Genomic DNA, 23,445 nt, shown 5'->3' on the forward strand with positions numbered 1-23,445 from the left:
CTCCGACAGTTGGTCGTGGGCCAGTAGATCCACGCCATGCATGGATGGATCGAGGGAGAGGACGACGAAAATGAAATTCCGTTCATCTTTCCTACTTTGCCGATTCCGGTTGTTGGCCCGGATTTGGCATGATGGGGCATTGTTCCGACTTGAAGGCATGAGGCCATGAAACGTTCCCGCACCACCGCGCTGCTGCTGATGAGCGCTGCGCCGCTGCTGTTCACTGCCTGCCAGAAGGAAGAGCAGGTGCAGGTGCAGGAAGGCCTGTATACCTCGGTGGAGGCCTGCACCACGGCTACCGCTGATCCTTCGGCGTGCCGCAATGCGTTTGCCGAGGCGCAGAAGAAGTCCGCCGATGCAGCGCCGAAGTACGCGACCAAGGAAGCCTGCGAACAGGATTACAAGCCTGAGCAGTGCGTGCAGCAGCACACCTCGGCCGGCACCTCGTTCATCGGTCCGATGATGATGGGCTTCTTCATGTCGCAGATGCTGAGCAACCGCGGTGGCCTGGCCCCGCAGGCGCCGGCTTCGGCGCCGGCCTACCAGGACAAGAGCGCCGGTTGGGCGCGTCCTGCCCCGGGTGGCAGCGGCGGCCTGAACACCGCCAGCGGCATCGGCGCGGGCAAGGCCGGGCTGGCCCCGGTCAGCAGCGAACCGAACCGTGCGGTGACCGCCAGCCGCAGCGGCTTCGGCAGCACCAGTGCGCGCCGCAGCGGCAGCAGCGTCGGCGGCTGATCGACCCATGCAACGTATCCGTATTGCCGAGCGCGCCCAGTGGCGGGCGCGCGCGGAGGAAGCCGGTTTCCGCTTCCACACCATCGACGGCCAGCCGTACTGGGATGAAAGCGCGTATTACGCGTTCACCCTGCGCCAGATCGAGCAGGACATCGAAGACCCCAGCGCCGAACTGCACCAGATGGCGATGGACCTGGTCGGCGATGTCATCGCCAGCGAGCGCCTGATGGACCAGCTGGCGATCCCCGCGCATTACCGCGACTGGATCGCCGACAGCTGGCGCCAGCGCCAGCCGCACCTGTACGGGCGCCTGGACCTGGCCTACGACGGCACCGGCCCGGCCAAGCTGTACGAACTGAACTACGACACGCCGACCTCGCTGTTCGAAGCCAGTTTCTTCCAGTGGCAGTGGCTGGAGGACCAGCGCAACGCCGGCCGCCTGCCGCAGCACGCCGACCAGTTCAACGCGATCCATGAAGCCCTGGTCGAACGCTTCGGCGAACTGGCCACGCAGCTGCCGCCGCCGTTGTATTTCAGTGCGGTGGGCAGCTCGGACGAAGACCGCGGTACGGTCGAGTATCTGCGCGACTGCGCTTCGCAGACGGGCCTGCACGGGCAGGCGATCGCCATCGAGGACATCGGCCTGTCCGAAGACGGGCGCTTCACCGCGCTGGACGATACGGTCATCGGCACGCTGTTCAAGCTGTACCCGTTGGAAGACCTGATGGCCGAGGAATTCGGTCGCGCGCTGCCGGGCTCGGGCGTGCAGCTGCTGGAGCCGGCGTGGAAGGCGGTGCTGAGCAACAAGGGCATCCTGCCGCTGCTGYGGCAGCGCAATGTCGGCCATCCGAACCTTCTGGAAGCACACTTCGATGACGGCAGCGCGCTGGCCTCGGGCTGGGTGCGCAAGCCGCTGTTCTCGCGCGAAGGTGCCAACATCGAGATGCACCTGGCCGACGGCAGCACGCAGCGCAGCGACGGTCCGTACGACGGTCCGGCGATCCTCCAGCGTGCGCATCCGCTCACCCGCTTCGAAGGCGGTTACCCGCTGATCGGCAGCTGGGTGATCGGCGACCACGCCTGCGGCATCGGCATCCGCGAGGACGACAGCGCGATCACCCGCGACAGTGCGCGCTTCGTGCCGCACGCGATCATCGACGAAGCGCCGACGCGGATCTACGTCTGATGGAGGTGCGGCATCAGCCGAATCGTTTGTTGCAAGGTAGTGCCGGCCGCTGGCCGGCAACTGCAGGGCGCTGCTGACGTTCATGAGGTTGCCGGCCAGCGGCCGGCACTACCCTTAGAGCAGCCCTTCGCGCTTCACCGCCAGATAGCGTTCCACCAGCGCGGCGGGCAGTGCATCGGCGGTTACGTCCAACACCATCACCCGTTCGGCACGCAGCGCGTCATGCGCCTGCGCGCGCTGCTGCAAGTACAGCGCGGCGGCACCGGCCTGCGCGGCATCCTCAACCGTATGCACCTCACCCTCCAGCGCAGCATCCAGCTCGCGCTCACGCAGGCTGGCCACGCACACCAGGTGGCGTCGCTGCAGCAGGCGCACGGCAGCAAGCAGGTCTTCGATGTCTTCATCGCGTACGTTGCTGACCAGCATCACCAGCGCGCGCCGACGCTGGCGCAGTGATACTTCGGTGGCGGCGGCCAGGTAATCGGTGGCCACCGCCTGTGGCTGCAGGTCGTAGCTGGCGCGCAACAGGTGCTGCACCGTGCCCATGCCGCGCTGCGGCGCCACCCAGCGGCGCTCGCCGCCGACGGCGAACAGGCCAGCGGCATCGCCCTGGCGCAGGGCCAGGTAGGCCACCACCAGCGAGGCATTCAAAGCATGGTCGAAATGCGAGAGCCCGCCTTCGCTGGCCAGCATGCGCCGGCCGCTGTCGAGCATCAGCAGCAGCTGCTGGTTCTTCTCGTCCTGGTACTCGCGCGAGATCAGCTTGCGCGCGCGTGCGGTGGCCTTCCAGTCGAGCTGGCGCAGGCTGTCGCCGATGCGGTACTCGCGCATCTGGTGGAAGTCGGTGCCTTCGCCACGGCGGCGCTTCACATGCGCACCCACCAAGCGTGAAGCCTGGTCGGCGCTGAACAGTGCGAAGCGGGTGAGCGGCACGAAGTTGGGATAGACCCGTACCTCCAGCGCCGGTGGCAGCGTGCGTTGCTGCCACCACAGCCGCCACGGCGAGCGGATGCGCAGCTGCACGCCCTCGAAGGCAAAGCGCCCGCGCTGCTGCGGCTGCACGTGGTAATGCAGCGAGCTGACATGGCCGGCCCGCAACTGCACGCGCTGTGGCAGCGATTCCAGTGGCCAACCGCCCGGCACCAGATCGAACACGTGCACGTGCATGCTCTGTTCGCTGCGCAGGCGCAGGCCGACTTCGCGACGTACGCCCAGTGCCAGCGCCTCGGGCACGTCACGTTCGACGCTGGGCGACGGCCGACGTCGTTGCCGCCACAGATCAACCAGTGCCGGCACGGCAATCAATGTGCCGGCCACGGTCCAGCTCCAGCGCGGCAGCAGGCCGCCCAGCACCACGCCTCCCAGCACGGCCCAGGCCAACAGCAACGCCAGCAGCAGCGGCGCAGGCCTCATCGGCGCGGCGCTTCCACCTTGGCCAGCAGCGCACCCAGCACGTCGTCGGCATCCTGGCCTTCGATCTGCAGCTCCGGTGCCAGCGCAATGCGATGGCGCAGGGCAGGGCGGGCGATGTCGCGCACATCATCGGGGGTGACGAAATCACGCCCGGCCAGCACCGCCTGCGCGCGCGATGCACGCACCAGGGCGATGCTGCCACGCGGGCCGGCGCCAACGGCGATGCCCGGCCACTGCCGGGTAGCGGCCACGATGCGCACCGCGTAGTCGATCACTTCATCATCGACGGTGATCGCGGCGGTGGCCTGCTGCAATGCCAGCAGTTCACCGGCTCCGAGTACGCGCGGCACCTGGCTCAGGTCGAAATCGCTGGCGGCACGGCCGCTGGTGATCGCCGCGACCATGCGCTTCTCGTCTTCCAGCTGCGGATAGTCGATCAGCACCTTCAGCAGGAAGCGGTCCAGCTGCGCTTCCGGCAGCGGATAGGTGCCTTCCTGTTCCAGCGGGTTCTGCGTGGCCAGCGCCATGAACGGCGGCGCCAGGGTGAAGGCCTTGCCTTCGATGGTGACCTGGCCTTCCTGCATCACTTCCAGCAGCGCGGACTGGGTCTTGGCCGGGGCGCGGTTGATTTCATCGGCCAGCAGCAGGTTGGTGAACACTGGGCCGCGGCGGATCTTGAAGCTCTCGCTTTTCGGGTCGTACACCGCATGCCCGCTGACGTCACTGGGCATCAGGTCGGGGGTGAACTGCACGCGGCCATAGTCCAGCTCCAGTGCCTGCGCCAGCGCGCGCACCAGCAGGGTCTTGCCGAGGCCGGGCACGCCTTCGATCAGCACGTGACCACCGGCCAGCAGGGCGACCAGGATCTGGTCGAGCACATCGGCCTGGCCGATGAAGGCGTGGCCGACGGCCTGGCGGATGGCGTCGACGCGTTCGATCAGGCGGGCGGTGGCGGCCGCCGGAAGTTCAGGGGCATCGGTCATAGCAGGGATCTCATCTGGAGCAGCAAGCGGATGCGCTCGCGCAGGGCGGAGGAATCTTGCGGCGAAGGCGGCGTGAGTGCACTGGTGACACGACTGATCGGCCATTGCAGCACCGCGGCGATGGCCTGGTCACGCGCAGCACCGTCGAGTGCGGCCGCTACGGGTGCGCGCAGGCGCAGGCGATGCAGGAACAGCGCCTGCACGGCCTGGTAAAGGCGCGCGCCATGACCGAAGCGCAGCAGCAGTTCGCCACTGGCGCGCACGTGTTCCAGCAACGAACGGCGCTCGATCACCGGGGCGGGCAGGGCACTGCCGAAGCGTTGCGCGCGTGACCACAACCAGCCGAGGATCGCCAGCAGTAGCGGCACCCATAGCGGCCAGCCCTGGTAGAAGATGCGCGCGCCCAGCGAGGGCGGGCGACTGCCGTACACCAGCCAGACCGTGCCCCGCCCATAGTTGGGGTCGAGCAGGTAGCGGGTCAGGTCGCGGTGCGAGAGGTCGTGCAGGCCATCGCGGGCAACAGCATCGACGTCGACAGGGCGACGGCGCGTCGACGCGTTCGGTGCTTCACCACGCATGACGTCCATGTCCGCCAGCACGTCGATGCGGCCCTTGCCGTGCGGCAGGCGTGCGAATACCAGTCCTTCGTTGCCGCCCCATCGGCGCTCGGCCGTGGCGTTGGCCTGGAAGCCCAGGCTGAAGCGCCGGCCTCCACAGAACTCGACATGGCTGGGATCATCGACCACATGGAAGGGCTGGCAGTCGCTGTCATGGAACAGGCTGTCCACGCCGATCCTGTCCAGCAAGGGCCCCTGCGTGCTGCTGGCATCGTCCTCGGCCGGAGGCTGCGTGCGCAGCAGCAGATGGCCGCCGGTATCCACCCAGTCCAGCAGTGCCTGCGCAGTGCGCGGCGGCATGTCGGCGGTGTCCTGCAGCAACACCAGCGTATCGGTGGCGGCCAGTGGCATCTGTGCCAGGTCCAACCGCTGTCGGGACTGCACCTCGATGCCGTCGGCGCGCAGGGCCTGGCCCAGCACATACAGTGGGTTGTAGCTGGCTTCGCCCTGTGGCGGCAGCACGACGGTCTCGGTCACCTTTTCGTGCGTGCGCAGGAACAGGATCGTCAGTGGCACGCCGAGCAGGACCAGGGCGCCCAGCAGCAATGACCAGAACAGGCGCGGCGTCATGCCTGCCACCCGTACTGCTGGCGCAGGGTGCTGGCCAACGCATCGAAATCGCTGCGGCTGGGCAGGCGCCCACCGTAGGCGGCGTACTGCCACATGCGCACGATGCGCGCGAACAGTTCACGGTCGGTGCTGTCGGTCATGCGCCGCGAGGCACGCAGGCACTGTGCTTCGGTCGCACCGGGCGGCAAGGCGATGCCGGTGCGCTCCACCAGCGTGCGTACGCTGGCGCGATACAACAGGGCCAGCGCCTGCCGCGGTCGTCCCTGGTCCCACAGCAAGCCGGCCTGGGTCGCCACATCCGGCGGCAGCACCACCGGCATTTCCACCTGCTCTTCGGTGATCTGCGGTGCCTGCTTCTGCTTGCGGCGGCCGGAACCGCGCAACCACGGCAGCCACAGCCGCGCGGTCAACAGCAACACCAACAGCAGGACGCCCAGCAGCCCCCACAGGCCCCATTCGGCGATCCGTGCCAGCCACAGCTGGCCGCTTTTGCGCGCCTTGCGGTCTGTGTCGCTGCTACTGTCCTTCTGCAGATCCTTCTTGTCTTTCTTTTTTTCGGCGGCGTCTTCGATCGGCTTCCATCGGCTGACCTGCCGCGTCGGCCGCTGCAACGGATCTTCGTAGGCGCGGTTCACGGCCTGGCGGAAGCCAGCGGTATCCACCGGCGTGTCGCCGAAGATCACCGCCGGTGTATTGGCCGGATCGTTTTCCGCAGTGGCCGCTTCTTCGGCTTCTTCAGCGTCTTCCGCTTCTTCGTCTTCATCGGCGTTGGCCGTGGCGGTCTGCGCGGCGTCCGGCGTGTCGGCGTCCTGTGCGTGCACGGGCGCCAACGGCAGCGCCAGGCACAACAGCAGCACCAACGAAGAGGCGACCGGCAGCAGGCGTTCGCGCAGGCGGCGCAGGGCGATTTCCACGTCCCAGGCTTCCATCTGCGTGCGTCGGTTCAAGTACAGGCCGAAGCCGGCGCCCACGTAGAACGGCCCGATCAGCGCCGCCGCCAGCCAGCACAACAGGTTGAGGCCAAGCTTGGCCCACGCAGGCGCCTCCACGCTGACCATCGCCCACGCTGCGCGCCAGGATTCGGGCAGCAGTTCCAGCGGGATGAAGATGAAGAGGGTGGCGATCGCGCCCACCACCAGCACCAGCTCGAATGCCAGGCAGATCAGCGCCAGCACCAGCGCAGGGCCCGCGGCGCCGGCAGCGACTGCACGCCGGCGAGCGCCGCGGTGTGTGGGCGCGTTGCCCTCCAGCAGATTGACCGGCAGGCACAGGCTGCGCAGGCCGCTGAAACGACGCCAGCCCAGGTAGCCCCAGAAGCCGCTGCCACCCCACTGCCGCTGCGCGCGAAGCGCATCGCGCGGGCCGACCCGTTCGCCGAAGATGCCACGCGAGAGCACGTACAGCGGTGCGCGTTCGAACAACGGTTTGCACCACCACATCGCCAGCCACGCCCAGCCGAAGGCATCCAGCCACCAGGCCAGTGCATTGAACAGCACGAACAACGGCGCACTGGCCAGCAGCCAGCTGCCCCACACACCGCGTGCGTGGCGGCGGGCCAGCGCGCTGCCCAGCTCCATCGCTTCCCAGCTGCTGCGCGCGCGCAGCACCACGTCCAGATGGTCAATCCGCATGGCCACCTCCGCGTCCACCGCGCCACAGCCACAGCAGCACGCCGGCCCACAGCACCCCGGCCACGCTGAACTTCACTGCAGCAGGAATGTCGGCGATGGAGGACCAGAACGCTTCCACGAACGCGGCCAGCAGCAGCATGAAGGCCACGCCCAGGCACAGCCGCGCGCCGATGCGCCCGCCTTCGACCAGCGCATCCAGGCGTCGCCGCCGCCCGGGAGCCAGCAGTTTCATGCCCAGCTGTAGGCCGGCGCCGCCGGCAATCACGATCGCGGTCAGTTCGAACGCTCCGTGGCCGGCCACAAAGCGCCAGAACGGGCCGCCATGGCCGATGTGCTGCAGGTGGCCGGCGACCGCGCCGATGGTGATGCCGTTGAACAACAGCACCAGCAACGTGCCCAACCCCGCCAGCAGGCCGCTGGCGAAGGTGCGCAGGGCGATGCTGATGTTGTTCATGATGTAGTAGCCGAACATCATCCAGTCGGTGCCGCTGTCGCGGCCCAGGCGCTCGGCGGATGGATCGTACATGCGCTCCATCTCGGCGATCTGGCCGTTGTCCATCAGCAGGTGGATGCTGTCCGGGTACACCTGCACCAGCACGAAACAGGCCAGCGCCGGCACTGCGAACATCGCCAGCGCTGCCCACATGCTGCGCGCCTGGCTGCGCACCAGCAGCGGGAAATCAGCAACCAGGAATTCCAGCGCGCGCCGCCAGCGGGTCGGCGGCGTGCGGTACAGCACGCCATGGCCGTGCTGCATCAACTGCTGCAGGCGTTGCACCAGCTGCGGGCTGTAGCCGCGTTCGCGGGCCAGCGCCAGCTGCTGGCACAGCCGTCGGTAACGCTGCGGGAAGCTGACATCGCCGGCTTCTTCCGCGCCCGGCCTGCGCCGGCGCCGACGTGAGGCACCGGCGCGATGCTGCAGCCACTGCTCCAGGTCATGCCATTCCTGTTGATGGCGGGCGACGAACTGCTCCTGCTTCATCGTCGTCCCAGCAACCAGTTGGCCATTGCATACAGGCGCAGCACGCCGACTTGGCCGGACGCGCTGGTCAACGGCTCGGCGATGCCGGCCAGTTCCTGCTGGCGTGCGGGTGACAGGCGTGGCGCGCGCTCGGCGAAGGCCATCACCGCCGCCTGTTCCTCCGGCCGCAGCGGTTGCGGCGGCGCCAGCGCGCTGTCGATGGTGGCCGGCGGCGGCAGGTAATGCGGCGGTGCATGCACCACCATCGTGCCGGCAACCAGATCGCCCAGGCGGCGGCCATGCGGATCGAACAGGCTGCTGATCAGGCCCAGTGCGTAGCCGAAAGGCAGCATGTCCACGGTGCGCAGCAGGTTGCGGGTGATCGAGGCCATCCAGCCCACCGGTGCGCCATCCTGCGCGAGCACCCGCAGGCCCAGCACGCGCTTGCCGAGGGTACGGCCCCACAGCGCTTCGCAGACGATGGGGTAGGCCCACATCAGCAGGAACATCAGCGCCATGTACAGGCCGCGGCCGAACTCATCGAGCAGGGCCAGCGGAATGGACAGCGCGGTGAGCGCGCCGAAGCGGACGGCCAGGTCGATCAGCCAGGCCAGCGCACGCGGCATCGGGCCGGCCGCAGGCAACTGCAGCGGCACGCCTTCCGGCGTTACCACCTCGCGGTAGGTATCGAGCATCGGCGCGGCCATCAGCGCGATGGCCGCCGAAGTGGGCGCTGGAGTCCTCTCCGGCGTGCAGCCACGGGCATGGGGGTCTCGACGGTTCCTGGTCGGGCCCAGACTTTAGCAGAGCCCGGCCATTGGCGAGGCGGCCTCAGCCCAGGTATTCGTCCTTCAGCCGCACGTAGTGGTCGGCCGAATAGTGCAGCGACTCGATCTCCTTGTCGCTGAGCGTGCGCGCCGGACGGGCAGGGTTGCCCACCCACAGTTCGCCTTCGCCCACCACCTTGCCGGGGCCGACCACCGCACCGGCACCGACGAAGCCATGGCGCTCGACCCGGGCACCGTCGAGGATGCATGCGCCCATGCCGATAAGGCTGTAATCGCCGATGCTGCAGGCGTGGATGATGCAGCCATGGCCGACGGTGACGCCTTCGCCGATCAGGGTCGGGTAGCCGGCCTTGTTGTACGGGCTGTGGTGGCTGACGTGGATGATGGTGCCGTCCTGCACATTGGTGCGTGCACCGATCCGCACGAAATTGACGTCGCCACGGATGACCGTGCCCGGCCAGATCGATACGTCATCGGCCAGTTCGACATCGCCGATGATCGTGCAGGCCGGATCGACATACACGCGCTGGCCGAGCACCGGCATCTTGTCGCGGAAGGGGCGCAGCGGGGTCATCGGCATCTCCGGAAGAACAGGGCAATCGCGATGATGATACCGCGTGCAGGAAGCAGCCCCGCCGGTAGTGCCGGCCGCTGGCCGGCACCCGCAGAGGTTCTGCCGAAGGTGTATCGGGTTACCGGCCAGCGGCCGGCACTACCGTTTTTTCATGCCACGCGTCCGCGCCGTGCGCGCTCCAGGTGCACCAGCAGCAGAGAGATCGCCGCCGGGGTCATGCCCGGAATGCGCTGGGCCTGGCCGATGGTCTGCGGACGCACGCGCTCGAGCTTCTGCAGCGCTTCGGCCGACAGCCCGCGCACGATGGCGTAGTCGAAATCGCCGGCAATCGGCGTTGCTTCATGGCGCTGCTGGCGCTCGATCTCCTCGCGCTGGCGATCCAGGTAACCGGCGTACTTCACCCCGATCTCCACCTGTTCGGCCACTTTGCCATCGGCCACGGCCGGGCCGAGCGAGGGCACCCGCATCAGCTGCGCGTAATCCAGTTCCGGGCGCTTGATCAGGTCCAGCACGTTGGTTTCGCGGCTGACCGCCACGCCCAGCGTTTCCTGCACTTCGCGGCCCAGCGCATTGGCCGGCGTGGCCCACAGCGCGCCCAGGCGCGTGCGCTCGGCGGCCACGGCAGCCTGCTTGGTTTCGAAGGCACGCCAGCGACGATCATCGACCAGGCCCATGTCGCGGCCGGCCGGGGTCAGGCGCTGGTCGGCGTTGTCTTCGCGCAGCTGCAGGCGGTACTCGGCGCGGCTGGTGAACATGCGGTACGGCTCGTTGGTGCCGTGGGTGATCAGGTCATCCACCAGCACGCCGAGGTAGGCTTCGTCGCGACGCGGGCACCAGCCCTCGAGGCCACGCACCTGGCGAGCGGCGTTGAGGCCGGCCAGCAGGCCCTGTGCGGCAGCTTCTTCATAACCGGTGGTGCCGTTGATCTGGCCGGCGAAGAACAGGCCGTTGACCAGCTTGGTTTCCAGCGAGGCCTTCAGCCCGCGTGGATCGAAGAAGTCGTACTCGATGGCATAGCCGGGGCGGGTGATGTGCGCGTTCTGGAAACCACGGATGCTGCGCACCATCTCCAGCTGCACGTCGAACGGCAGCGAGGTGGAAATGCCGTTGGGATAGATCTCGACGATGCCCAGGCCTTCGGGCTCGACGAAGATCTGGTGGCTGGCCTTCTCGGCGAAGCGCACCACCTTGTCCTCGATGGAGGGGCAGTAGCGCGGGCCGATGCCTTCGATCTGGCCGCTGTACAGCGGCGAGCGGTGCAGGGCGTCGCGGATGATCTGGTGGGTCTGCTCGCTGGTGTGGGTGATCCAGCAGCTGACCTGCTGCGGATGCTCATCCACCGAGCCGAGGAAGGACATCACCGGGCGCGGCGTGTCGCCGGGCTGCTCGTCCATCACGCTGTAGTCCAGCGAACGGCCGTCGATGCGCGGTGGCGTGCCGGTCTTCAGGCGATCCACCTGGAACGGCCGCTCGCGCAGGCGTGCGGCCAGCGTGGTGGCGGGCGGATCGCCCATGCGGCCGGCTGCGTACTGGGTCGGGCCGACGTGGATCTTGCCGGCCAGGAAGGTGCCGGCGGTCAGCACCACGGCCTCGGCATCGAAACGCAGGCCGGTCTGGGTGATGACCCCGCGCACGTGGTCGCCCTCGATGACCAGGTCATCCACCGCCGCCTGGAACACGGTCAGGTTGGCCTGTCCCTCGACGATGGCGCGGATCGCCATGCGGTACAGGTTGCGGTCGGCCTGGCAGCGGGTGGCGCGCACGGCCGGGCCCTTGGAGGCGTTGAGGGTGCGCCACTGGATGCCGGCGCGGTCGGCGGCATGCGCCATCGCACCGCCGAGGGCGTCGATTTCCTTGACCAGATGGCCCTTGCCGATGCCACCGATGGCCGGGTTGCAGCTCATCGCTCCCACCGTTTCGATGTTGTGGGTCAGCAACAGGGTGCGCACRCCGGTACGGGCCGCAGCCAGCGCGGCCTCGGTGCCGGCGTGGCCACCGCCGATGACGATGACGTCGTAACGATGGAAGGAATCGATCATGGGGGCTGTTCAGCAAGGGGCAGGCGCAGCCGGAGGCGGCGCCGGGGTGGCGATTTTAGCGCCAATCGAGGCAGGGACGTTGGCGCCGGCCGGCCGGCGTCGAAATCAACCCTAAAGTTGGCAGGATTTTTGCAGATAACCCAATAGCACCCACCGTGGCTGGCGCCGCAGGCGCTGGTGACCGGAATTGGAACAGGGGCCGGTACAGGCGCACGGTGGGGAAGCAGAGGGGCCGGCAGTCGGGGGACTGTCCGGCCCTGTTTTTTGGGGCGGCTGGGAACGCGGCATCCACGCATGGCGTGGATCTACTGCCCGCGCGCCCTGGTGTCCCAAACAACAAACGGCCCCGCAGTGCGGGGCCGTTCGTCTTTAAAGGTGCCGACATCCGACAGGGCCGGAACAGGGGGGATCCAGATGTTCCTGTCGGATATCGACGCAGAGCTGTTTGGGACGGGCCCTTAACGCTTTTGTCACTTTGTGACGCTGGCCGTCACCACCTGCGTAGATTGAGGCTTGGACCGTGTGAAATGCAAGATGGAACAAGCGTCAACTGTGCGCTATCTCTCACGATCCATGGCACGCCAGGGGGAACTGTTCATCCTCGGCGCACGCGGAGCCGGAGCCGGACGCGCCTGCGGCGGCGGCGAGGGGCGCTCGACCCGCTGTGCAGGCTGCGGCGGTCGACGCATCGAATCCATGTTGCGCCAGGGCGAGCCGCCATTGTTCTGGCGCGGCGGCGGTGGCGGGCGGTTTTCGCCGCCGTTGCCGGGACGCGGTGGCGGGCGGTGGTTGTGGTGCGGCGGGCGGTAGATCGGCCGCTGGTAGTACGGGCCGCCATAGCCGTAATAGCCACCACCGCCGTAATACGGATAGCCGTAGTCGGCCGGGTAGCCATAGGGGTAGCGGTACTCCACCGACGGCGCACCGTGGTAGTAGCCACCGCTGCGGCCACCGACATAGTCATAAGTGGTGCAACCGGTCAGGGCCAGCAGCAGGCCACCGGCAAGCATCAGGCGCGTTTTCATGATGGGTCCCCCCAGAGGACGGGTATGCAGGCAGCTTCAGCCGCCGGCGTTGAATCAGCCCTTAATTCCGCCGGCCAGGATGAATGGCGGTGTAGGACTGCATGCTGGCATGACCGATGGCGCCCTCGCCAGCGCGGAGCCATACGTTAATCTTGCGTCATGAGCGATTCACTGTTGCCCCGCGCTGATGACGTCCTCGCCGCCGCCGCGCGGATCGCGCCCCATGCCAGCGTGACCCCGGTGCTGCGCTCGCGCACGCTGGACGCGTTGGCCGGTGCGCAACTGGCGTTCAAGGCCGAGCACCTGCAGCGTGGCGGCGCGTTCAAGTTCCGCGGTGCGTGCAATGCGGTGTGGTCGCTGGATGCCGATCACGCCAGTGCCGGCGTGGTAACCCATTCCTCCGGCAATCACGGCGCCGCCTTGGCGCTGGCTGCCCGCACACGGGGCATTCCCTGCCATGTGGTGGTGCCCGAAGGGGCGGTGGCCGCCAAGCTGGCCAACATTGCCCGGCATGGCGCCACTCTCTGGCGCTGCCCGGCCACCATTGCCGACCGCGAGGCCACCTGCGCCAGGGTGCAGGCCGATACCGGCGCCACTCTGGTCCATCCGTACACCAACCCCGCGGTGATCGCCGGGCAGGGCACGGCCGCGCTGGAGCTGCTGCACAGCGAGGGTCCGTTCGACGTGCTGGTGGTGCCGGTGGGCGGTGGTGGCCTGGCCAGTGGCACCGCGTTGGCCCTGCAGCACGCCAGCCCGGACACCCGGCTGGTGCTGGCCGAGCCGGCCGGTGCCGATGACACCGCCCGTTCGCTGGCGACCGGCAAGCGCCAGGAGGCATTTACCCCGGACACGATCTGCGACGGACTGCGCACGCTGATCGGCGCACCCAACTTCGCGCTGCTGCAGGCCGCKGGCGCCGAGGTCATCGTGGTTGACGATGCCGCCACCGTGGCGGCGATGCGCCTGCTGTGGGACGTGCTCAAGCAGGTGGTCGAGCCGTCCTCGGCGATCGTGCTGGCGGCGGTCCTTGCGCAGCCTGCGCGCTTCGCCGGCCTGCGCGTTGGACTGGTGCTGTCCGGCGGCAATGTCGATCTGCCTGCCCTGCGTTGGGGAGCGCCATGAGCCGCGGCCGCCATCGCGAACGTACCGGCCTGCTCGGTTGGGTGTGGCGGTTGTTCGTACTGCTGGTGATCTGGCTGCTGGGCGTGACCGCCTGGATCGTTTGGGTCGGCGAACGTGACCAGGCGGCCAAGGCGGACGCGATCATTGTGCTGGGCGCGGCGGCCTACGATGCCAAGCCCTCGCCGGTGTTTGAAGAGCGCATCCGCCACGGCCTGGATCTGTACGACGCCGGCTACGCGCCACTGCTGATCTTCACCGGTGGCTACGGCGGCACCGGTGCGCGCTTCTCGGAATCGCAGGTGGCCCGGCGCTATGCGCTCAAGCACGGCATTCCCGATGAGGCGATCCTCATCGAGACCGCCTCGCGCAATACCGTGCAGAACCTGGTCGAGGCCAAGCGGCTGATGGACCAGCGCAAGCTGCATTCGGTGATCATCGTGAGCGACCCGCTGCACATGGCGCGCGCGCTGCGTCTGAGCAAGGCGCTGGGCATCCAGGCGTTGGCCTCGTCAACGCCGAGCACGCGCTTCCGCAGCTTCCATACCAGCTGGCGCTTCCTGGTGCAGGAGATCTACTTCTTCCACCGCGACCTGGTGCGGCCGCCGTTGAGTTCACCGGCCAATACCTGAGCGCAGGCGTGCAATGGGGCCGGCCGGGACCTGCTGTTGGTAATTGCCGACCTTGGTCGGCACGGGAAGCACAGCGCCGACCAAGGTCGGCATCTACCAGTGCGGATCGCGTGCCGGCATCAGGTCTGCTTGCGCCGGATCGGGATCGCCGACACCGGCACGGAAGCAATGTCATGCCCACCTTCGCGGATCGGCGCGCCTGGGTCGGGTGCCCAGGCATGGGCGTAGATCACCTCCCAGCTGCTGGGCAGCTTGCCATCGGCACGGCGCATCGGCTCGTACGCCGCCGCTGCGGCCGCGAACCGCCCCCGGCCGGTCAACGTATGGCGGCGATCGACCCGTGCGTTGGTCGCGCCCATCGCGCGCAGCTCGCGCATCAACGAGGGCAGGTCGTCGTAGGTCAGGGTGAACAGGTCGCGGTCCAGAACCGGATCGCGGAAGCCGGCCATCATCAGCGCATCGCCGAACTGGGCGATCTGCGCGAAGCGGCTCACGTGCGGGCGGTCATCGGCGGCGGCGAAGGCCTCGTTGAGCTCGACCAGCGTTTCCGGCCCGAACGTCGAACACACCAGCAGCCCACCGGGCTTGAGCACGCGGCGGAAACCGGCGAACACCGCTGGCAGGTCGTCCACCCACTGCAGGCACAGGTTGCTGAAGATCACATCGACGCTGTTGTCGGCCAACGGCAGCGCCGTGGCATCGGCGGCCAGGCGCTGGAACGGCTTCCACCAGCCGGCCTGGCGCTTGGCCTGGTCGAGCATCGGCAGTGCCACGTCCAGCGCGATCACCTGTGCCTTCGGCCAGCGCTTCTTCATCAGCGCACTGGCATGGCCGGTACCCGCGCCGATGTCCAGCACCACCTCGGGCTTGCGCGCCTCCAGGTAGTCCAGCGATTCCAGCAGCCGCGACTGCACCTCGCGCTGCAGGGCGGCGGCAGCGTCGTAGCTGGAGGCGGCGCGGGCGAAGGCGCGGCGGACATGGCGGGCATCGAAGTGGGACGGCATTGCAGAAGTCTCTTAGAACGTRCCGGGGTAGGCGCCGCCGTCGATCAGCAGGTTCTGCCCGGTGAGGTAACCGGCCTGTGCACTGCACAGGAAGGCGCAGGCGGCGCCGAATTCGTCCGGCGTGCCGAAGCGGCCGGCGGGAATCTGCTGGCGGCGGCGTTCGGCCACCGCCTGCACGTCCCCGTCCTGGCCGGCGGCGTGGGCGAAGTTGGCGCGCAGGCGGTCGGTATCGAACTGGCCGGGCAGCAGATTGTTGATCGTGACGTTGTGGACGACGGTGCGCCGCGCCAGCCCGGCGACGAAGCCGGTCAGGCCGCTGCGCGCGCCGTTGGACAGCGCCAGCGCGTCGATGGGTGCCTTCACCGATGACGAGGTGATGTTGACGATGCGGCCGAAGCCGCGCTCGATCATCGCGTCCACGGTGGCGCGGATCAGCGCGATCGGCGCCAGCATGTTGGCGTCCAGCGCGGCGATCCAGTCGTCGCGCTCGAACGTGCGGAAGTCGCCCGGCGGCGGGCCGCCGGCGTTGGTCACCAGGATATCGACCTGCGGGCAGGCGGCCAGCGCCTGGGCGCGGCCCGCCTCGGTGGTGACGTCGGCGGCGATCGCATGCACTTCAGCGGCACCGGGCAGCGTACGCAGTTCTTCAGCCGCGGCCTGCAGCGCAGCGTCACCGCGGGCGACGATGACCACGTTCACGCCTTCGCGCACCAATGCGCGCGCGCAGCCAAGGCCAAGCCCCTTGCTGGCGCCGCAGACCAGTGCCCAGCGGCCGGAAATGCCCAGATCCATGCGTCAGTCCTGCACAAGCTTAGGAAGGCTCATTGTCCGCCATCGGCCGGTGACAGGCCGGCAACGAAGTGTTGCAGGGCGGCTGCAACGTCATCGGCGTGGCCGAGGAAGGGGGCGTGGCCGCCATGACCCACGGTCAACGACTGCCCCCCGGGCGCCAGCGCGGCAGCGGCCTGCATCGCCGCCGGCGAGACCAGACGGTCACGCTGGCCGGCAATCCACAGGCTGGGCTTGCCCAGTGCGGGCAGGGCGCCACGCAGGTCGGTGCTTTCCAGCAGCTGCAGGCCCTCGCGCAGCGCGCGTTCGGTGGGCGCTCCGCGTTCGACCAGGCGCTGGCGCAGCGTGCGCAGTTCCTCGCGGGCATGCGCCGAACCCATCACATCCAGGGCCAGGAAACGTTCCAGGGTGCCACTGAAGTCCTGCGCGAGGTCACGACCGAACTGCTCGAATACCGATGGCTCCACCGCATGCGGCCAGTCATCACCGCGCACGAAGCGCGGCGTGGCGGCGATCATCGCCAGCCCGCGCACCTTCGGCAGCGTGGCCGCCGCATGCAGGGCAAACAGACCACCCAGTGACCAGCCGCACCACACCGCCGGCGGCGTGGCCGCGGCAATGGCGTTGACCACGAACGGCAGGCGCAGCGGGGTGCTGTCGTCGCGGCTGTGGCCATGGCCGGGCAGGTCGACCAGATGCAGCGTGAATCGATCGGCCAGGCGCTGCACCAGCGGCGCAAACACGCCGCCCTGCAGGGCCCAGCCGTGGATCAGTACCAGGTCCGGCCCATGGCCGGTCACTTCAATATGCATGGGGAACTACACGATCACTCAGGCCAGCGCCGGCAACGACGGCGGCAGCACTTCACGCGCGGCAAAGGCCACGCGGTCGCGTGCAATGGCGATGGCTTCGACCAGGCCGCGTACCTGCTCGGTGGTGTGCAGCGCGGACAAGGTGACGCGCAGGCGCGCCTTGCCCTCCGGCACGGTCGGCGGGCGGATCGCACCGACCAGCCAGCCGGCCTGTTCCAGCGCCTGCGACATCGCCATGGCAGTGTGGTCGTCGCCACACAACAGCGGCTGGATCGGCGTTTCCGATGCCATCAGATCCAGCCCATGACGTCGCGCTTCGCTGCGGAACAGGGCAATCAGATCGGCCAGCTTCGCCCGGCGCCAATGATCGCGGCGGGCCAGGCGTACCGCTTCCAGTGCGGACGCCGCCAGCGCCGGCGCCATGGCGGTGGTGTAGATGTAGGGGCGTGCGGTTTCGGCCAGGTGCTCGATCAGGTCCTCGCGGCCGAGCACCAGCGCGCCGGAACCGCCGAGCGCCTTGCCCAGGGTGACCAGCTGCAGCGGCACATCGTCCACGCCCAGGCCGGCGGTGGCGACCGCGCCACGGCCATCGCCGAGCACGCCCACGCCATGCGCATCGTCCACGTAGAACAACGCCTGCTGCAGGCGCGCGACCAGCGACAGCGCACGCAGCGGCGCGATATCGCCATCCATGCTGAAGACACCGTCGGTGGCCAGCATCGCCGCGCCATCAGGCGCATGCTTGAGCTGGCGCATCGCACCTTCCGCATCCAGATGCGGGTAGCGGCGCAGGCGCGCGCCAGCCAGCCGCGTGGCATCGAGCAGGCTGGCGTGGTTGAGCTTGTCCTGCACGCAGACATCATTTTCTTCGCTCAGCAGCGCCTGCTGCACGGCCAGGTTGGCGGCGAAGCCACTGCCGAACAGCAGCGCACGCGGGTAACCGAGCCACTCGGCCACTTCGCGTTCCAATGCGTCATGCAGTGCGTGGTGGCCGCAGACCAGGTGCGAAGCACCGGCGCCAGCACCTTCGCGCGCGGCGGCATCCTGCAGTGCGTTGACCACGCTGAACTGCTGGGCCAGGCCCAGGTAATCGTTGCTGCAGAAGCCGGTCAGCCAGCGCCCATCGACTTCCAGGCGCACACCATCACGACGGGTGACCGTGCGCCGTGGGCGGCGACGGCCTTGTGCATCGCGCAACGCGCGCTGGGCTTGGAGGCGGGCGGTCAGGTCGGGGCGTGCCATGGCGGCTGGATGCGGCGACGGGGCGGCTAGGGTAGCGCGTTGCCGCGACGCCTGCTTGGCCGCCGGCTCAGGCCGCGTGGGCGCAGCCGCAGCCGGGGGCATCGGCGCTGATATCGGCATGCACGGTGCCGCCATGGTCGTGACCGTCGGCGTCCACCTGCACCGCCATCGGCTGCAGGCCCAACCGTGCGAACAGGGCCATGTCGCGCTCGCTTTCCGGGTTGCCGGTGGTCAGCAGCTTGTCGCCATAGAAGATGGAGTTGGCGCCGGCCAGGAAGCACAGCGCCTGCAGTTCGTCGCTCATCGCCTCGCGGCCGGCCGACAGCCGCACCATCGAACGCGGCATGGCAATGCGTGCCACGGCGATCATGCGTACGAACTCGAACGGGTCCAGCTCGGCACTGCCATGCAGCGGCGTGCCAGCGACCTGCACCAGCTTGTTGATCGGCACCGAATCGGGATGTGCCGGCAACGTGGCCAGTGCCAGCAGCAAGCCGACGCGCTGCGCGCGCGTTTCGCCCATACCGACGATGCCGCCGCAGCAGGTTTTCAGCCCCGCATCGCGCACGTGCTCCAACGTATCCAGGCGATCCTGGTACTGCCGGGTGTGGATGATCGAGTCGTAGTAGTCCGGCGCGGTGTCGAGGTTGTGGTTGTAGTAGTCCAGGCCGGCGTCCTTCAACGCGCGCGCCTGCTCGCCACTGAGCATGCCCAGCGTGGCGCAGGTTTCCAGGCCCAGTGCCTTCACTCCGGCGATCATCGCCGCCACCTTCGGAATGTCACGGTCCTTCGGCGAACGCCACGCCGCACCCATGCAGAAACGCGAGGCCCCGGCAGCTTTTGCCTGGCGTGCCTTGGCCAGCACCGCGTCGGTGTCCATCAGCTTCTGCGCGTTGACCCCGGTGCTGTAGCGCTGCGCCTGCGGGCAGTACGCGCAGTCTTCCGGGCAGCCACCGGTCTTCACCGACAGCAGCGTGGAGACCTGCACCTGGGCCGGGTCGAAGTGCTCGCGGTGGACCGCGGCGGCGCGGAACAGCAGTTCCGGGAAAGGCAGGTCGAACAGCGCCTGCAGTTCGTCGTGGTGCCAGTCGTGGCGGATGGCGGTTGCCATGGCGGGACCTTGGAAGGGCTGGAGCGAGGGCGCAGTCTGGGTGGGTCGTAGTGCACTGTCAACTGTTTTAATTTCATATAAGTTTACAGTGCGAGCGAGGGTTAGACTGGGCGCTCACGCAAAGGATTGCCATGAACAACCCATTGATTGCGGTACTGAAGGCCGTGGCGGCGAACGCGCTGCAGGCGACGGCGATTGCCACAGCCCTGATGCTGACCACCGTTCCCGTCGTTACCATTGCGGCGACGCAGTGCGTGCTGCCGGTCGCCGACGGCGGTGACATCGCTCCCTCGCCGCCCTCGGTGACGGGAACGATCGTGAAGGTCCGCGATCGCCAGCTGACGGTCCAGACCCGCGCAGGCGCGGTTCACCGCACCATCGTCAACGACGGCACCGGCTTGTGGACCGTCTATGGCGGCGGCATCGATGAAACCGATCTGAAGGTGGGGCAGCACGCATTGATCTGGTTGCAGGATTGCGGGCACGCGGGAAAGACACCGCAGGTCGCAGCTGTCGTGCAGATCTGCTCGCTTGCCGCCGAAGCATGTGCAGAGCGATAAGGCGTCTTGAGGAGATGAGCATGTCCAGAAGTCGCACATCGCTGGTCGTCCTGCTGGCCATGGCCGGCGCAGGACTGGCCCTTTGCTCAGTGACGCAGGTGCAGGCGATGCAGGCAAGCGCCCCGGATGCCACGGATGCTGCAAGTTCCATTGGTCCGACTGCCGCACAGGTCGCAGAAAACGCGCGAATCCGCGAGGCGATCTTCAATGGTGAAGGCGGCAATCCCAGGTTCGCTGACTACCCCGTAACAAAGATCCATAGCGGGCCGGCCGCATCGCTGGACCTCAGCGATCCGCGCGCCCGCATGTTCAGGACACGCCTGTCAGCAGCCCTGAAGGACGGAGAGGTCGGCTTTGCCGGCGAGTACACGCTGGTGGGATGGGGATGCGGAACCAGTTGTGTTTCGATGACCTTCGTCAGCAAGCGCACCGGCAAGCTGGCCACCCCATCGCTGGGCGGAGAGCTTGGCCCGATGGTGGTCAAGGTCGATCCGCACAGCGCGCTGGTAGTGGCCGAGGGCGGGGAGTTCGACGACAACTATGCTAGGACCGGCAACTTCGCCTTCTTCTACGTGCTGGAAGGACGCGCGCTCAAGTTGATCCGCAAGGTGCCGCTGCCGGTGGCCCTGGGCGAGGAGTGAGCGGCTGGATGGAGTTGCAGGCCACGGCCGTCGCTACGATGCGATAGAGCTGCCTGCACCGCCCGACCTGGAAATGTACGCGTTGGTGCCACGGCGATCGTCCGCTCCGTGCGCCGAGCACCCACGGGTCAGCTCTGCTTGAAGACGGTTCTCTGCCCGATCGCGCTGGACTTTCGAACGTCGGACCGGCCCAGCCCGGGAATCAGGAAATCGGCAGGGCTGCGGCCATGCTTGGTCTTCTCGGCAAGCCAGCGCGGCATCCGGCCGCGGCCCGACCACGTATTGCGCTTGTTGTCCGGGTCGCGGTACTTGGCCGCTACCTTGCCTGCCTTGCGCCGTGTGGCAGGTTTGCGGACCGGTGCAGCGGCCTCGGCGGGCGCGCCCCCGATCAGCTCTTCAATCGTGTAGCCGCACTGCGCGGCGAAGGCGATCAGCTTGCGACGGACAACGGCCACGGGGCGGCGGCTGGCAACCAGCGCCCTCCGCTGCTCGGCAGCAGTCACAAGGGCGTTCAGTTCGCGCAGGCTCAGGTGTTCGACGTCGATTGTCATGCCGCGAAGGGTCCGGACATCCCGGCAGCCTGTCAAGCAGCCGGCTGTCAAGCAGCCGGTGCCAGGATGCATCAAGCTGGACCGGCTCCCCGGGCCCTGTGATCGATCGCTTGACGCACCAACGCGCGCGCCATGAAGATCTACCCCTTCACTCCAGCCGTCAGGGATCGTCCATGTCTGGCTTCATCGGTGATCTGTTGGAAGGGATAGCCAGCTTCGTCTCCGATATATGGCTGCTGCGTCGGCAGCGCGCCGGCAGGAACCGGCCGAAGAACGCCGTGGGAAAGGATGCAGCGGACGTCGCGCTGTTCGACATCCGGGTAATCGGATTGTCGATTCTCACACTCGCCGTCACCGCGCTCATGTTCTTCGTACTCGGCCTGCCACTCTGGACAAGCCTGCTTCCGGTGGCCGCAGGGGCCCTCTACGTAGGCTACCGATGGATCGCTCTCGCGCGTGCGTGAGTCCGCTCCCTGCGGGATCCCATCAAGGGCGCCATTCGACCGAGCGTAGTCTTGCGGGAGCACAGAACAAGGACTGTTGACAAAGGACCTACGGCGATCGAATCTGCGCCGCTATGCGCTGGACAAGCGCTTCAACGGCGAGCCATATGCAACAGGGAATGATGCAGGGGATGTGGGGGCGACGTGCACTGATCGGCTCGCTGCTGGCGGGATCGATGCTTGCAGGAATGGCGCAGGCGCAGACCTTTGACCCTCGCGCCCACAAAGGGCCGCAGCACGGGGTGCCAAACGAAGTGATGGTGCTCGGCAGCGCGCATCTGGCGGTACTGCCGAAGACCTTCGATCCCTCATCGCTGGGCACCCTGATCGACCGGCTCGCAGCGTGGCAGCCGAAGGCCATCGCGATCGAGGCGGTGTCGGGCCAGCAGTGCGACCTGCTGCGTCGATACCCTTCCCGCTACCGATATACGGTGAAGGACTACTGCCCCGAKGTTTCGGCGGCGGAGAAGGCAACCGGACTTGATGTGCCGGCGGCGAACGCGGCGGCAGAGACGATGCTGGCGACCTGGCCCGTACAACCCACGGCCGCGCAACGGCGCAGGCTTGCCGCTACCTTCCTGGCCGCCGGCGAACGCGATTCGGCATTGGTGCAATGGCTGCGCCTCCCCGAAGCGGATCGGCAGGCAGGCGACGGCCTGGACCAGGACCTGGTTGCGGCGCTGGAAGCGCTGCGCGTCAACCGCAATGAAAACACGCTCATCGCCGCAGCCCTCGCTGTCCGTCTTGGCCACGAGCGGTTGTGGCCGATGGATGACCACAGCTCCGATCAGTATGGTCCCGATCCCAAGGCCTATGCAGCTGCGGTCAGGAAGGCCTGGGACAACCCGGCGTCCAAACAGCGGAGGACAATGTTCGGCGACTTGGAAGCGCAGGTTGATGCGCCGGAGAAGGCACTGGCACTGTATCGCCGCTACAACGCACCGGATGTGGCATCGGTCGCCTTCGAAAGCGACTACGGTGCCGCGTTGGAGGAGCCGTCTCCGCAGGGCTACGGTCGCCTTTACGTCACCTCGTGGGAGACGCGCAACCTGCGCATGGCGGCGAACATCCGCGACCTGATGGGACCGACCCCGGGAATGCGTACGCTGGTGATTGTCGGCGCCTCACACAAGGCGTATCTGGATGCGTATCTCGAGCAGATGCACGACGTGCGGATTGTCGATGTTCAGCCGTTCCTGAAATAGCCCGCCAAGGACCGGCGGCTGCATGAGGCGAGCTGTTCCCGATCAGCGCCCGATTCCTCGAAATGAAGGATCACAACATGAAACGCAACGTCATTACCGGCACCAGACTGTACGTCGCGGTCGCCGGGATGGTGCTGTTGGCTGGGTGCACCGAGCCAACACTGTCCGAGCCGAATGTGCAGGCATCAACGGGCCAGGGAGCCCACGCACCTGGCGCTGCAGACGCGAAGCCGGCGGGCCCCATCCAGGTAGCGCCCGTGATCGTGCATTCCGATGCGGCCACACAGCCCTTCCCGTTCGACGCTCCGGTGACGGTGGATACGCCGCCGAGCACTTGCCGGATCGACGGCCTGGTGCTCCCGGCCGATGCGAAGGTCTACGCGGCGGGGGCCTACGGCGGTAAGAAAGCCGATTTCCAGATCGACCAGAGCGGCCACCAGGCCACGACCATCCAGGTGGCCGTGCACGAACCCAATGCGCCTGTGGTGCTGTTGCTGGGCGCTTACGAACCCACCGTGTGGAGTGTCGGTTGGACGCGCGGTACGCAGATTGCGGCGGTGCTGGTGACCGGCTACCACCGGCAGCGGCTGACCGGCCTGCCTGCTGGCCTGCCGGTGCTGATCAGCTCCTACGAGGATCGTGGCCCCTGCAGTTATGCCTATGTGGGAGGAGAGGGCTCGAACAAGCTCAACCCGTTGGCCCGCGAGGTGTTCGGTCGCCCGGTTGACGTGGCCTACGCGGCACGCGACGGCCG

At 67.8% G+C, this 23,445-nt stretch carries 23 protein-coding genes and 1 pseudogene; 9 read left to right on the plus strand and 15 right to left on the minus strand.

What is annotated here, in order from left to right; translation table 11 throughout:
• Positions 1-165: 165 nt before the first annotated feature.
• Both AB4Y84_RS00490 and AB4Y84_RS00495 read left to right on the plus strand, forming a co-directional pair.
• Complete coding sequence (locus AB4Y84_RS00490; protein ID WP_032976852.1) at positions 166-735, plus strand: DUF1190 domain-containing protein; 570 nt, start codon at positions 166-168, stop codon at positions 733-735.
• Positions 736-742: 7 nt separating this feature from the next.
• Positions 743-1,921, plus strand: coding sequence for a glutathionylspermidine synthase family protein (locus AB4Y84_RS00495; protein WP_442249656.1), 1,179 nt, complete (start codon positions 743-745; stop codon positions 1,919-1,921).
• A gap of 114 nt (positions 1,922-2,035) precedes the next feature.
• Here AB4Y84_RS00495 and AB4Y84_RS00500 read toward each other — a convergent pair whose 3' ends face one another.
• From AB4Y84_RS00500 to AB4Y84_RS00540, 9 genes are all read right to left on the minus strand, one after another.
• Positions 2,036-3,334 carry a DUF58 domain-containing protein gene (locus tag AB4Y84_RS00500; RefSeq protein WP_442249657.1) on the minus strand — a complete coding sequence of 433 codons (1,299 nt, stop codon included), beginning with the start codon at positions 3,332-3,334 and terminating at the stop codon, positions 2,036-2,038.
• Complete coding sequence (locus tag AB4Y84_RS00505) at positions 3,331-4,317, minus strand: AAA family ATPase (RefSeq protein ID WP_089237639.1); 987 nt, start codon at positions 4,315-4,317, stop codon at positions 3,331-3,333. The genes AB4Y84_RS00500 and AB4Y84_RS00505 overlap by 4 nt, the downstream gene beginning before the upstream one ends.
• Positions 4,314-5,504 (minus strand): DUF4350 domain-containing protein, encoded by a 1,191-nt coding sequence (locus AB4Y84_RS00510; RefSeq protein WP_442244148.1) that lies wholly within the window; start codon positions 5,502-5,504, stop codon positions 4,314-4,316. Before AB4Y84_RS00510 ends, AB4Y84_RS00505 begins: the two co-directional genes overlap by 4 nt.
• A complete protein-coding gene (locus tag AB4Y84_RS00515; protein WP_442244149.1) occupies positions 5,501-7,135 on the minus strand; it encodes a DUF4129 domain-containing protein in 1,635 nt (544 codons plus the stop codon). The genes AB4Y84_RS00510 and AB4Y84_RS00515 overlap by 4 nt, the downstream gene beginning before the upstream one ends.
• Positions 7,125-8,117, minus strand: a complete 993-nt coding sequence (locus AB4Y84_RS00520; protein ID WP_032976855.1) for a stage II sporulation protein M — start codon at positions 8,115-8,117, stop codon at positions 7,125-7,127. Before AB4Y84_RS00520 ends, AB4Y84_RS00515 begins: the two co-directional genes overlap by 11 nt.
• The gene (locus tag AB4Y84_RS00525; protein WP_032976856.1) at positions 8,114-8,803 is read right to left on the minus strand and encodes an RDD family protein; all 690 of its coding nucleotides are present in this window, start codon (positions 8,801-8,803) and stop codon (positions 8,114-8,116) included. Before AB4Y84_RS00525 ends, AB4Y84_RS00520 begins: the two co-directional genes overlap by 4 nt.
• Before the next feature lie 124 nt (positions 8,804-8,927).
• A complete protein-coding gene (locus tag AB4Y84_RS00530; RefSeq protein WP_059065523.1) occupies positions 8,928-9,458 on the minus strand; it encodes a gamma carbonic anhydrase family protein in 531 nt (176 codons plus the stop codon).
• 149 nt (positions 9,459-9,607) lie between these two features.
• Positions 9,608-11,497 carry a tRNA uridine-5-carboxymethylaminomethyl(34) synthesis enzyme MnmG gene (gene mnmG, locus AB4Y84_RS00535; protein WP_080149610.1) on the minus strand — a complete coding sequence of 630 codons (1,890 nt, stop codon included), beginning with the start codon at positions 11,495-11,497 and terminating at the stop codon, positions 9,608-9,610.
• A 557-nt stretch (positions 11,498-12,054) separates the two neighbouring features.
• On the minus strand, positions 12,055-12,522 hold the full coding sequence (locus AB4Y84_RS00540; protein ID WP_313251341.1) for a hypothetical protein: 468 nt from the start codon (positions 12,520-12,522) through the stop codon (positions 12,055-12,057).
• Positions 12,523-12,681: 159 nt separating this feature from the next.
• Between AB4Y84_RS00540 and AB4Y84_RS00545 the strand changes: the two genes are divergently transcribed.
• Positions 12,682-13,644 (plus strand): pyridoxal-phosphate dependent enzyme, encoded by a 963-nt coding sequence (locus AB4Y84_RS00545; protein WP_363733840.1) that lies wholly within the window; start codon positions 12,682-12,684, stop codon positions 13,642-13,644.
• Positions 13,641-14,273 (plus strand): YdcF family protein, encoded by a 633-nt coding sequence (locus tag AB4Y84_RS00550; protein ID WP_025877503.1) that lies wholly within the window; start codon positions 13,641-13,643, stop codon positions 14,271-14,273. The genes AB4Y84_RS00545 and AB4Y84_RS00550 overlap by 4 nt, the downstream gene beginning before the upstream one ends.
• Positions 14,274-14,392: 119 nt before the next feature.
• Here the strand turns inward: AB4Y84_RS00550 and bioC are convergent, their stop codons facing one another.
• The 5 genes from bioC to bioB form a co-directional block, all read right to left on the minus strand.
• Positions 14,393-15,277, minus strand: a complete 885-nt coding sequence (bioC, locus tag AB4Y84_RS00555) for a malonyl-ACP O-methyltransferase BioC (RefSeq protein ID WP_140225319.1) — start codon at positions 15,275-15,277, stop codon at positions 14,393-14,395.
• Positions 15,278-15,289: 12 nt separating this feature from the next.
• A complete protein-coding gene (locus AB4Y84_RS00560) occupies positions 15,290-16,069 on the minus strand; it encodes an SDR family oxidoreductase (protein ID WP_442249658.1) in 780 nt (259 codons plus the stop codon).
• Between the two features lie 29 nt (positions 16,070-16,098).
• Positions 16,099-16,878, minus strand: a complete 780-nt coding sequence (gene bioH, locus AB4Y84_RS00565) for a pimeloyl-ACP methyl ester esterase BioH (RefSeq protein WP_049465784.1) — start codon at positions 16,876-16,878, stop codon at positions 16,099-16,101.
• A gap of 18 nt (positions 16,879-16,896) precedes the next feature.
• The gene (gene bioF, locus AB4Y84_RS00570; protein ID WP_442244151.1) at positions 16,897-18,120 is read right to left on the minus strand and encodes an 8-amino-7-oxononanoate synthase; all 1,224 of its coding nucleotides are present in this window, start codon (positions 18,118-18,120) and stop codon (positions 16,897-16,899) included.
• 67 nt (positions 18,121-18,187) lie between these two features.
• Positions 18,188-19,231: a biotin synthase BioB gene (gene bioB, locus AB4Y84_RS00575; protein WP_442244152.1), complete on the minus strand. Its 1,044-nt coding sequence runs from the start codon at positions 19,229-19,231 to the stop codon at positions 18,188-18,190.
• A gap of 131 nt (positions 19,232-19,362) precedes the next feature.
• Between bioB and AB4Y84_RS00580 the strand changes: the two genes are divergently transcribed.
• Positions 19,363-19,791 (plus strand): hypothetical protein, encoded by a 429-nt coding sequence (locus AB4Y84_RS00580; protein ID WP_394196713.1) that lies wholly within the window; start codon positions 19,363-19,365, stop codon positions 19,789-19,791.
• Between the two features lie 20 nt (positions 19,792-19,811).
• Positions 19,812-20,432: a hypothetical protein gene (locus AB4Y84_RS00585; RefSeq protein ID WP_336022396.1), complete on the plus strand. Its 621-nt coding sequence runs from the start codon at positions 19,812-19,814 to the stop codon at positions 20,430-20,432.
• Positions 20,433-20,560: 128 nt separating this feature from the next.
• On the opposite strand, the gene AB4Y84_RS00590 is transcribed toward AB4Y84_RS00585, so the two are convergent.
• A complete protein-coding gene (locus AB4Y84_RS00590) occupies positions 20,561-20,983 on the minus strand; it encodes an H-NS histone family protein (RefSeq protein WP_336022393.1) in 423 nt (140 codons plus the stop codon).
• Between the two features lie 173 nt (positions 20,984-21,156).
• On the opposite strand from AB4Y84_RS00590, the gene AB4Y84_RS00595 reads away from it, so the two are divergent.
• The 3 genes and pseudogenes from AB4Y84_RS00595 to AB4Y84_RS00605 all read left to right on the plus strand — a co-directional run.
• Positions 21,157-21,447, plus strand: a complete 291-nt coding sequence (locus AB4Y84_RS00595; protein WP_223497051.1) for a hypothetical protein — start codon at positions 21,157-21,159, stop codon at positions 21,445-21,447.
• A 158-nt stretch (positions 21,448-21,605) separates the two neighbouring features.
• Positions 21,606-22,691 carry a DUF5694 domain-containing protein gene (locus AB4Y84_RS00600; protein WP_442249659.1) on the plus strand — a complete coding sequence of 362 codons (1,086 nt, stop codon included), beginning with the start codon at positions 21,606-21,608 and terminating at the stop codon, positions 22,689-22,691.
• A gap of 257 nt (positions 22,692-22,948) precedes the next feature.
• Positions 22,949-23,445 (plus strand): annotated as a pseudogene (locus AB4Y84_RS00605) (hypothetical protein); the annotation flags it as partial.

The organism is Stenotrophomonas sp. 2YAF22, assembly GCF_052114665.1.
Classification (GTDB): domain Bacteria; phylum Pseudomonadota; class Gammaproteobacteria; order Xanthomonadales; family Xanthomonadaceae; genus Stenotrophomonas; species Stenotrophomonas indicatrix.